The following is a 9979-nucleotide window of genomic DNA, read 5'->3' as shown; positions in this document are numbered from 1 at the left end:
TACCTGGCCGGCCTCGAAAAGGCCAAGGAGGCGGGCATCGACCTGTCCGGCATCCACTCCGTCGCGTCGTTCTTCGTCTCACGGGTGGACACCGAAGTCGACAAGCGGCTCAGCGCGATCGGCACGCCCGAGGCCGAGGCACTCAAGAGCAAGGCGGGCATCGCGAACGCGCGCCTGGCCTACGAGCTGTTCGAGGGCGAGTTCGCCACCCCGCGGGTCGCCGCACTCCGTGAAGCCGGCGCGAACGTACAGCGTCCCCTGTGGGCGTCGACCGGAGTGAAGGACCCGGCGCTGCCGGACACCCTGTACGTCACGGAGCTCGTCGCGGCCGGAACGGTCAACACGATGCCGGAGAAGACCCTCGAGGCCACGTTCGACCACGGTGTGGTCACCGGCGACACGATCACCGGGAACTACGACGACGCTCACGCGGTCTTCGCGGCGCTCGCCGGGGTCGGCGTCGACTTCGCCGATGTCACCCAAGTGCTCGAGGACGAAGGCGTCGAGAAGTTCATCGCGTCCTGGCACGAGCTCAAGGACACGGTCGCCCAGGCCCTCGCCGGTCCCGCCGCTGCGGCATCCGCAGTCTGATGGCTTTCGAGATCCACCTGACCGGCCACGTCAAGGAGGTCGTGCATGAGACGCTGCCCGGCCTGATCTCCGATCTGGTCGCCTCCGGCATCACCGCCGGCGACGGGTCGCTGTGGGGCCCCGACGCCGAGGCCGAAGTGTCGAAGCGCCTGGGGTGGGTGCAGGCCGTCTCGGTCTCGCGTCCCCTCGTCCCCGAGATCGAGGCGCTCCGCGCCGAACTGGTCGCGCAGGGCGTCACCCGCGTGGTGCTGGCGGGCATGGGCGGATCGTCCCTCGCTCCCGAAGTGATCGCGCAGACCTCCGGGGTCCCCCTCGTGATCCTCGACTCGACCGCGCCGAGCCAGGTGCTCGCCGCGGTCGACGGCGATGCCGAGGCAGGCGGACTCGAGCAGACCGTCCTGGTGGTGTCGTCCAAGTCCGGCTCCACCGTCGAGACCGACTCGGCGAAGCGGGTGTTCGAGGCCGCGTTCCGCGACATCGGCATCGAGCCCACGGGCCGGATCGTGATCGTGACCGACCCCGGCTCGCCGCTGGACGTGTCCGCGCGCGCCGAGGGATTCCGCGTCTTCAACGCCGATCCGACGGTGGGTGGTCGGTACTCGGCGCTCACCGCGTTCGGACTGGTCCCGAGCGGCCTCGCGGGCGTCGACATCGCCACCCTGCTGGACGAGGCGGAGGCGACGCTGCTCGAGGTGGCGATCGACAGCCCCGAGAACCCTGCTCTGGTGCTCGCTGCCGCGATCGCCGGAGGGGATCCGCGACGCGACAAGCTCGGGCTGGTCACCGACGGCACGCACATCGTCGGACTCCCCGACTGGATCGAGCAGCTCGTCGCGGAGTCCACCGGGAAGAACGGCACCGGCATCCTGCCCGTCGTCCTTCTCCCCGTCTCACCCGAAGTCGAGAACCCGCCGGCCGACCTGCAGATCGTCCGGTTCGTCGACGAGGCGAACGCGTTCCACTTCCGCGAGCATCACTTCGGCGAAGTGCTGATCAGCGGCTCGCTGGCGGCGCAGTTCATCGTCTGGGAGTACGCGACCGCCATCGCCGGCCGCATGCTCGGCATCAACCCGTTCGACCAGCCGGACGTCGAATCGGCCAAGATCGCCGCGCGCGGACTCCTCGACGAGCGACCCGCCGACACCGCACCGGCTCTTGCGCTCGACGGCGTCGAAGTGCGGGTGTCGGATGCCGCGCTCGCGGCCTCCGGAACCGTGGCCGGGGTGCTCGACGCCCTCTGGGCACAGCTTCCGGCGGACGGCTACGTGTCGATCCAGGCCTACGCGGATCGTGACCGCCTGTCGCAGCTCGAGGGCCTGCGCGAACTCGTCGCCGCCGACTCCGGGCGTCCGACGACGTTCGGGTGGGGCCCGCGCTTCCTGCACTCCACCGGGCAGTTCCACAAGGGCGGCCCGGCGAGGGGCGTGTTCCTGCAGATCCTCGAGCAGACGGACGTCGACCTCGAGATCCCCGGCCGGCCGTTCACGTTCGGTCAGCTCATCCGAGCCCAGGCCGCCGGCGACGCTGCGGTTCTCGCCGCGCACGGCCGCCCGGTGGTCACGCTGACCCTCACCGATCCGCAGGCCGAGGTGCTCACGCTCTTCGAAGCCGCCCAGTAGAAGCAGGATCCATGACTGTAGAGATCTCGCGCGGGCACAATCCGCTCCGCGATGCGGAGGACCACCGGCTGAACCGGATCGCCGGGCCCAGCGCCCTCGTGATCTTCGGGGTGACCGGCGACCTGTCGCGCAAGAAGCTCATGCCGGCCGTCTACGACCTGGCCAATCGCGGTCTTCTGCCCCCGGGTTTCGCCCTGGTGGGCTTCGCGCGCCGGGACTGGGAGGACCAGGATTTCGCGGAGGTCGTCAAGGACGCCGTGAAGGAGCACTCGCGCACCGAGTTCCGCGAGGAGACGTGGCAGCAGCTGCTGCAGGGCATCAAGTTCGTCTCGGGCGAGTTCGACGACCCGGACGCGTTCCGCCGCCTCCGGGAGACCGTGGACACCCTCGATGTGGAACGCGGCACGATGGGCAACCACGCGTTCTACCTCTCGATCCCCCCGAAGGCGTTCGCCCTCGTCGCCGAGCAGCTGCGCGCGTCGGGCCTCGTGGATGACACCGCCGACCGGCCCGAGCGCTGGCGGCGGGTCGTGATCGAGAAGCCGTTCGGGCACGACCTGGCCTCGGCGCGGGAGCTGAACGACGCGCTGCGCTCCACGTTCCCGACCGACTCGATCTTCCGCATCGATCACTACCTCGGCAAGGAGACGGTCCAGAACATCCTGGCCCTCCGATTCGCGAACGAACTCTACGAGCCGATCTGGAACGCGAACTACGTCGACCACGTCCAGATCACGATGGCCGAGGACATCGGCGTCGGCGGCCGGGCCGGGTACTACGACGGCATCGGAGCCGCCCGCGACGTGATCCAGAACCACCTGTTGCAGCTCCTCGCGCTGACCGCGATGGAGGAGCCCATCTCGTTCGACGCGAAGAACCTGCGCGCCGAGAAGGAGAAGGTCCTCGCGGCCGTCACGCTCCCGGACGACCTGGCGCGGTCGACGGCGCGCGGACAGTACGCCGGCGGTTGGCAGGGCGGCGAGAAGGTGCTCGGCTTCCTCGAGGAAGACGGGATGGACCCCGACTCCACGACCGAGACGTACGCGGCGATCACACTCGAGATCAACACGCGGCGCTGGGCGGGGGTGCCGTTCTACCTGCGCACCGGAAAGCGCCTCGGGCGCCGCGTCACCGAGATCGCCGTCGTCTTCAAGACGGCGCCCGAACAGCTGTTCTCCCGGAGCCAGACCTCCGGTCAAGGGCAGAACGCCCTCGTGATCCGCGTGCAGCCCGACGAGGGCGTCACGATCCGCTTCGGCTCGAAGGTGCCCGGCGCGGGCGCCCAGGTGCGCGACGTCACGATGGACTTCGGCTACGGTCACGCCTTCACGGAGGCGAGCCCCGAGGCCTACGAGCGGCTCATCCTCGACGTCCTCCTGGGCGATCCGCCGCTCTTCCCGCGGCACGAGGAGGTCGAGCTGTCCTGGAAGATCCTCGACCCCATCGAGGAGTTCTGGACGCAGCAGGGCGGCCCGCTCGAGCAGTACGCCCCTGGTTCCTGGGGTCCGGCATCCGCGGACGAGATGCTCGCCCGCGATGGACGCACCTGGAGGCGCCCGTGATCATCGACCTGCCCGACACGACCGTCAGCAAGATCTCGCGGGCCCTGGTCAGCGTGCGCGAGGAGGGCGGCGCGGTCGCACTCGGTCGCGTCCTGACCCTGGTGATCCTCACGCGGGAGGCGGCGCTCGAAGAGGTCGTCGAGGCCGCGAACGACGCCTCGCGCGAGCACCCGATGCGGGTGATCGTGCTCATGGTCGACGGAGCGGATGCCGACTCCCGGCTGGACGCGCAGATCCGCGTCGGTGGCGACGCCGGTGCGAGCGAGGTCGTGACGCTCCGCGCGCTCGGCGAGGCGGGCGAGAGCAATCTCGAGAGCCTCGTGACCGGTCTGCTGCTGCCCGATGCTCCCGTCGTCGTCTGGTGGCCGAACAAGACGCCCGAGTCGCCGTCGACCACGTCGATCGGTCGTATCGCGCAACGACGCATCACGGATGCCGCCACGAAGTCGGACCCGTCGGCATGGGTGGCCTCGCTCGGACAGAACCACGCACCCGGCGACACCGATCTCGCCTGGACGCGGCTCACGCACTGGCGCGAGCAGCTTGCGGCGGTCCTCGACCAGCCGCCGTACGACGCCGTGACCGCCGTTCAGGTGCGCGGTGCCGCGAGCTCCCCGTCCACGGCCCTGCTGGCCGCGTGGCTGCGCCTCATGCTCGACGTGCCGGTGGACTGGCGCTACCTGCCCGAGGACGAGTGGGCCGACGGGATCAAGTCCGTCCGCCTCAGCCGGGCGAGCGGGGATGTCCTTCTCGAGCGCTCCTCCCCTGCGATCGCGTGCCTGACCCAGCCCGGTCAGCCGCAGCACGACCTCGTCCTGCCGCGGCGCACGCTCCGCGAGTGCCTCGCCGAGGAGCTTCGTCGCCTCGATCCCGACGTCCTGTATGGTCGAGTGATCACCGAGGGCTGGGCGCTCTTGGAACCGGCGACGCAGGAGACGCATGGCTGATTACGTCATCGAGAAGCGCGTGGTGATCAGCACCGACACCACCGCCCTCGCTGAGTCCGTTGCCACCCGGTTCCTCAATCGCCTCGCCAAGTGCGGCGCCGACGGCGCGCTCGTGCACGTGTCGCTCACCGGCGGGTCGATGGGATCCGCGGTCCTGGCCGCCGCAGCCGCGAATCCGCGTCGCGACCGCGTCGACTGGTCGCGGGTGCACTTCTGGTGGAGCGACGAGCGTTTCGTCGGACGCGAACACCCCGACCGCAACGAGAAGCAGGCGCGCGACGCCCTGCTGGACGCACTGACCATCCCGGCGGCGAACGTCCACCACATGCCCGCGAGCGATGAGGGCATCGACCTCGAGGGCGGCGCGGCACGCTACGCCGCGGAGCTCGCCCGCTTCCCCCAGGACGACGGCACCCCCTGGCCGTCCTTCGACATCTGCTTCCTCGGCGTGGGGCCGGACGGTCACATCGCCTCGCTCTTCCCCGACCGGCCCGAGATCCTCCTGACGGACGAGGTCGCCGTCGCGGTGCGGGACTCCCCCAAGCCTCCCCCCGAGCGGATCACCCTGACGCGACCCGTCATCAACGGGTCGCGGCGCGTGTGGCTCGTGCTCGCCGGAGCCGACAAGGCCGCGGCGCTGGGGCTCGCCCTCGCCGGAGCCAGCTACGCGAGCGTGCCGGCCGCGGGCGCCAAAGGACGCCGACGCACGATCTTCTTCGTCGACGAGGCCGCGGCCTCGCAAGTGCCCCCGGAGCTCATCGACCAGGAGTACTGAAAAAGGCGCCGCACTGCGGCGCCTTTTTCACTTCGCTTCGGCGTCAGTCCTGGCCGCGACGGTCGCGCAGCTGCTTGAGCGCGTCGTCGAGGAGCTGCTCGGCCTCTTCTTCCGTACGACGCTCCTTCACATAGGCGAGGTGCGTCTTGTACGGCTCGGTCTTCGCCAGGGCCGGCGGATTCTCCTTGTCGCGTCCGGCGGGAAGGCCGGAGTGCGGCGAGTCGATCGTCTCGGGGATCTCCTCGTCGGGGATGCCGGCAGCGAAGTACCGGATCGTCTCGTTGCCGAGCGCATCCCAGTAGGAGATCGCGATGCGCTCCGCGTGGAAGCCGTGGTCCTGCTCGCCCATGGGCCCGGCACCGACTCGGGTGCCGCGGATGGCGTTTCCTCCGGTGGCCATCAGACGCTCTGGAACTTCGTGATCAGGCCGAGGGCCACGATCGAGACGAACCACGCGAGCGCGAGGATCACGGTGAAGCGGTTGAGATTGCGCTCAGCGAGGCCGGACGACCCCAGCGCCGATGTCATGCCGCCGCCGAACATGTCGGACAGACCGCCACCACGCCCCTTGTGGAGCAGGATGAGCAGGGTCAGCAGGAGGCTGGTGATGCCCAGGAGCACCTGCAGGACGAACTCGAGGATCTGCACAGATCTACGCCTTTCACCGCGCCCGTCACGGGCGCACGATCTCCCAGTATAAGCGCGATCAGACGCCGACGTGCTTCTGGTACCTGATGATGGCCGCGAACTCGTCGACGACGAGGCTCGCGCCGCCGACCAGGGCGCCGTCCACATCGGGTTCACGCATGAAGCTGGCGATGTTGGCGGATTTGACCGATCCGCCGTACAGCACACGGGTGCGCTGCCCGGCATCCGGACCGAGCTTGGCCGCGACGACCTCGCGGAGCTTCGCGCACACCTCCTGCGCCTGCTCGGGCGACGCGACCTGACCTGTCCCGATCGCCCAGACCGGCTCGTAGGCCACCACGATGTCGGCGTCGGCCGGGACGCCCTCCAGCGCCACCTCGAGTTGGCCGACGGAGATCGCCGTGGGTCCCGACTCCTCGCGCTGCTCCAAGGTCTCGCCGACGCAGATCACCGGCACCAGCGAATGCCGCAGCGCCGCCTGCACCTTCGCGGCCACGACCTCGTCGGTTTCGCCGTGATACTCGCGACGCTCGGAGTGCCCGATGATCACGTACGCGCAATTGAGCTTGGACAGGAACGCACCCGACACCTCGCCGGTGTACGCGCCGGAGTCCTTCGTCGACAGGTCCTGCGCGCCGAGGGCGAACGGGATCTTGTCGGCATCCAGCAGCGTCTGCACGGTGCGCAGGTCGGTGAACGGGGGGAAGATCCCCACCTCGACCGAGTCGTCGAGGTGCTTGGCCTCCTTGAGCGCCCAGTGCAGCTTCTGCACGAAGGCGATCGCCTGCTGGTGATCCAGGTTCATCTTCCAGTTGCCCGCGATGAGCGGGAGTCGCGCTACGACCATCCGAGGACCTCCAGTCCGGGGAGCTTCTTGCCTTCGAGGAACTCCAGGCTCGCGCCGCCGCCCGTGGAGATGTGACCGAACTGGTCGTCGCGGAATCCGAGCTGCCGCACCGCCGCCGCGGAGTCGCCGCCGCCGACCACACTCAGGCCGTCGACCTCGGTGAGCGCCTGAGCCACGGCTTTCGTGCCGGCGGCGAACGGAGCGAGTTCGAACACGCCCATCGGGCCGTTCCAGAACACGGTCCGGCTTTCGCGGATCGCTTCCGCGAAACGCGCGGCCGTCTCCGGCCCGATGTCCAGACCGAGGCCGGAGGCGCCGAACGGTGTGTCTTCGATCGCGTCCGCCGCGGTGACGACGTGCTCGGCATCCGCCCCGAATTTCGATGCCACGACGATGTCCGTGGGCAGCACGATCTCGACGCCGGATTCCTCCGCAGTGCGCAGGTACTCGCGCACGGTGTCGAGCTGATCGGCTTCGAGCAGGCTCGCGCCGACCTTGTGGCCCTGAGCGGCGAGGAAGGTGAAGAGCATCCCGCCGCCGATGAGCAGACGGTTCACGCGCGGCAGCAGGTGCGAGATCACGCCGAGCTTGTCGCTGACCTTCGAGCCGCCGAGGACGACGGTGTACGGGCGCTCCGGGGTCTCCGTGAGCCGGTCCAGCACGTCGAGCTCGGCCGCGATGAGCAGGCCGGCCGCCGACGGACGGATCTCGGCGAGGTCGTACACGCTCGCCTGCTTGCGGTGCACGACGCCGAATCCGTCCGAGACCAGCACGTCGCCGAGCCCGGCGAGCTGCTCCGCGAACGCGCGGCGCTCGGCGTCGTCCTTCGAGGTCTCCCCCGGGTTGAAGCGGAGGTTCTCGATCACGGTGACATCACCGTCCTCGAGGGCGGCGACGGCTTCCTGCGCCGACTCGCCCACCGTGTCGCGCGCGAACGCGACAGGCTTGCCGAGGAGCTCGGAAAGACGCTGCGCAACGGGGGCGAGGCTGTACTTCGCGTCGGGAGCCCCGTCGGGGCGACCCAGGTGCGAGCAGACGACGACACGCGCACCCTGTTGGATGAGCGCGTTCAGGGTGGGCAGCGACGCCCGCACGCGGCCATCGTCCGTGATCTGGCCGTCCTTCAGGGGGACGTTCAGATCACAGCGGACGATGACCCGCGTGCCGGCGAGCGAACCCAGCGATTCCAGGGTGCGCAGAGGCATGTCAGAGCGCGCTCAGAGGCTTTCGCCGACGTACTCGGTGAGGTCGACCAGACGGTTGGAGTAGCCCCACTCGTTGTCGTACCACGCCGAGACCTTCACGAGGTTGCCGCTGACGTTGGTCAGCTCCGCGTCGAAGATCGACGAGTGCGGGTTGCCCTGGATGTCGCTGGAGACGATCGGGTCCTCGGTGTACTGCAGGTAGCCGGCCAGGCGCCCGTCGGCGGCGGCGGCCTTGTAGGCGGCGTTGACCTGGTCGACCGTGAGGCCCTCGGTCGGTGTCACGATCGTGAGGTCCACGATCGAGCCGGTGGGGACCGGCACGCGGTACGAGGATCCGCTCAGCTTGCCGTTCAGCTCGGGGAGCACGTGACCGATGGCCTTGGCCGCACCGGTCGATGCGGGGACGATGTTGATCGCGGCGCCACGGGCGCGACGCAGGTCGCTGTGCGGTCCGTCCTGGAGGTTCTGGTCGGCGGTGTACGCGTGCGCGGTCATCATGAACCCGCGCTCGATGCCGAACGCATCGTTGAAGACCTTCGCCAGGGGGGCGAGGCAGTTCGTGGTGCACGAGGCGTTCGAGATGATCACGTCGGTCTCGGGGTTGTAGTCGCCCTCGTTGACGCCCATCACGACGGTGACGTCGTCACCGGTGGCGGGTGCGGAGATCAGGACCTTCTTCGCGCCGCCGGCGATGTGCTTCTTGGCATCCTCGGCCTTGGTGAAGCGTCCGGTCGACTCGATGACGATGTCCACGCCGAGCTCGCCCCAGGGGAGATTGGCCGGGTCGCGCTCTTCGAAGACCTTGATGGTCTTGCCGCCGACCGTGATCGAATCTGCATCGTACGTGACGTCCTCGGCGAGGACTCCGCCGACGGAATCGTACTTCAGCAGGTGGGCCAGCGTCTTGTTGTCGGTGAGGTCGTTCACCGCCACGATGTCGATGTCCGCGCCCTGCGCGAGAGCCGCGCGGAGGTAGTTGCGTCCGATGCGGCCGAAGCCGTTGATTCCGATCTTGACAGCCACGGAAGTTCTCCTGAGATGTGTCGTGCGCGAGTGCGCGGTGAGTGCGGTTGCAGACGAGGACAACGGCGTCCCGGTGAGGTCATCCCACCGGGACGCCGTCACACGCTATGACAGTACCAGCAGGCCCGAGGTCTTCTCGCGGGCGGCGTCGAGGCGCTGCGCGACGTTCTGCCAGTTCGCGATGTTCCAGACGGCCTTGACGTAGTCGGCCTTGACGTTCAGATAGTCCAGGTAGAAGGCGTGCTCCCACATGTCCAGCTGGAAGATCGGGACGGTGCCCTGCGCGGTGTTGCTCTGCTGGTCGAAGAGCTGCTGGATGATCAGCTGCTCCCCGATCGGGTCCCAGCTCAGCACCGCCCAGCCCGAACCCTGGATGCCGGTGGCGGCCGCGGTGAAGTGGGCCTGGAACTTGTCGAAGCCGCCGAAGAACTCGGTGATCGCGGCCTGCAGCTCGCCCTCGGGCTCGCCGCCTCCGCCGTCGCTCGCCGGAGCGAGGTTCGTCCAGAAGATCGAGTGGTTGACGTGACCGCCGAGGTTGAACGCGAGGTCCTTCTCGAGCTTGTTCACGTTCGCCAGGTTGCCGGTCTCCCGCGCCTCTGCCAACTGCTCGAGCGCCGTGTTGGCGCCGGTGACGTACGCCTGGTGGTGCTTGTCGTGGTGCAGCTCCATGATCTTGCCGCTGATGTGCGGCTCGAGGGCTGCGAAGTCGTAGGGGAGGTCGGGCAAGGTGTACTTCGCCATGTTCTCTTCTTCCTGTCGGCG

11 protein-coding genes are annotated in these 9979 nt (G+C 68.9%); 5 read left to right on the top strand and 6 right to left on the bottom strand.

Going from position 1 to position 9979, the window contains the following annotated elements:
* The 5 genes from AB0P18_RS15990 to pgl all read left to right on the top strand — a co-directional run.
* A partial coding sequence (locus tag AB0P18_RS15990) for a transaldolase family protein (protein WP_363360841.1) occupies positions 1–591 on the top strand: 591 nt, incomplete at its 5' end.
* A complete protein-coding gene (locus AB0P18_RS15985) occupies positions 591–2210 on the top strand; it encodes a glucose-6-phosphate isomerase (RefSeq protein ID WP_363360840.1) in 1620 nt (539 codons plus the stop codon). The genes AB0P18_RS15990 and AB0P18_RS15985, both read left to right, overlap by 1 nt.
* An 11-nt stretch (positions 2211–2221) precedes the next feature.
* Entirely contained in the window at positions 2222–3772 is a 1551-nt protein-coding gene (gene zwf, locus AB0P18_RS15980; protein WP_363360839.1) for a glucose-6-phosphate dehydrogenase, read from the top strand.
* Positions 3769–4719, top strand: coding sequence for a glucose-6-phosphate dehydrogenase assembly protein OpcA (locus AB0P18_RS15975; protein ID WP_363360838.1), 951 nt, complete (start codon positions 3769–3771; stop codon positions 4717–4719). Before zwf ends, AB0P18_RS15975 begins: the two co-directional genes overlap by 4 nt.
* Complete coding sequence (pgl, locus tag AB0P18_RS15970; RefSeq protein WP_344053343.1) at positions 4712–5494, top strand: 6-phosphogluconolactonase; 783 nt, start codon at positions 4712–4714, stop codon at positions 5492–5494. The genes AB0P18_RS15975 and pgl overlap by 8 nt, the downstream gene beginning before the upstream one ends.
* 43 nt (positions 5495–5537) lie before the next feature.
* Here the strand turns inward: pgl and AB0P18_RS15965 are convergent, their stop codons facing one another.
* The 6 genes from AB0P18_RS15965 to AB0P18_RS15940 form a co-directional block, all read right to left on the bottom strand.
* The gene (locus AB0P18_RS15965; protein WP_344053341.1) at positions 5538–5894 is read right to left on the bottom strand and encodes an RNA polymerase-binding protein RbpA; all 357 of its coding nucleotides are present in this window, start codon (positions 5892–5894) and stop codon (positions 5538–5540) included.
* A complete protein-coding gene (secG, locus tag AB0P18_RS15960; protein WP_091706206.1) occupies positions 5894–6142 on the bottom strand; it encodes a preprotein translocase subunit SecG in 249 nt (82 codons plus the stop codon). Before secG ends, AB0P18_RS15965 begins: the two co-directional genes overlap by 1 nt.
* 58 nt (positions 6143–6200) lie before the next feature.
* The gene (tpiA, locus tag AB0P18_RS15955; protein ID WP_344053337.1) at positions 6201–6989 is read right to left on the bottom strand and encodes a triose-phosphate isomerase; all 789 of its coding nucleotides are present in this window, start codon (positions 6987–6989) and stop codon (positions 6201–6203) included.
* Positions 6980–8194: a phosphoglycerate kinase gene (locus AB0P18_RS15950; RefSeq protein WP_363360837.1), complete on the bottom strand. Its 1215-nt coding sequence runs from the start codon at positions 8192–8194 to the stop codon at positions 6980–6982. Before AB0P18_RS15950 ends, tpiA begins: the two co-directional genes overlap by 10 nt.
* 12 nt (positions 8195–8206) lie before the next feature.
* Positions 8207–9217, bottom strand: a complete 1011-nt coding sequence (gene gap / locus AB0P18_RS15945) for a type I glyceraldehyde-3-phosphate dehydrogenase (protein ID WP_363360836.1) — start codon at positions 9215–9217, stop codon at positions 8207–8209.
* 105 nt (positions 9218–9322) lie between these two features.
* Positions 9323–9958, bottom strand: coding sequence for a superoxide dismutase (locus AB0P18_RS15940; protein ID WP_344053331.1), 636 nt, complete (start codon positions 9956–9958; stop codon positions 9323–9325).
* Between the last annotated feature and the right edge of the window lie 21 nt (positions 9959–9979).

Origin of the sequence: Microbacterium sp. NPDC064584 (assembly GCF_040687315.1) — a bacterium.
GTDB lineage: Bacteria > Actinomycetota > Actinomycetes > Actinomycetales > Microbacteriaceae > Microbacterium > Microbacterium lacus.
The sequence above is the reverse complement of the archived record's forward strand: the minus strand, read 5'-3'. Positions and strand labels throughout refer to the sequence as shown.

Coding starts and splice junctions, on each gene's coding strand:
- pgl (WP_344053343.1), top strand. CDS start 4,712: ATGGCTGATTACGTCATCGAGAAGCGCGTGGTGATCAGCACCGACACC.
- tpiA (WP_344053337.1), bottom strand. CDS start 6,989: ATGGTCGTAGCGCGACTCCCGCTCATCGCGGGCAACTGGAAGATGAAC.
- AB0P18_RS15940 (WP_344053331.1), bottom strand. CDS start 9,958: ATGGCGAAGTACACCTTGCCCGACCTCCCCTACGACTTCGCAGCCCTC.
- AB0P18_RS15950 (WP_363360837.1), bottom strand. CDS start 8,194: ATGCCTCTGCGCACCCTGGAATCGCTGGGTTCGCTCGCCGGCACGCGG.
- AB0P18_RS15965 (WP_344053341.1), bottom strand. CDS start 5,894: ATGGCCACCGGAGGAAACGCCATCCGCGGCACCCGAGTCGGTGCCGGG.
- zwf (WP_363360839.1), top strand. CDS start 2,222: ATGACTGTAGAGATCTCGCGCGGGCACAATCCGCTCCGCGATGCGGAG.
- AB0P18_RS15985 (WP_363360840.1), top strand. CDS start 591: ATGGCTTTCGAGATCCACCTGACCGGCCACGTCAAGGAGGTCGTGCAT.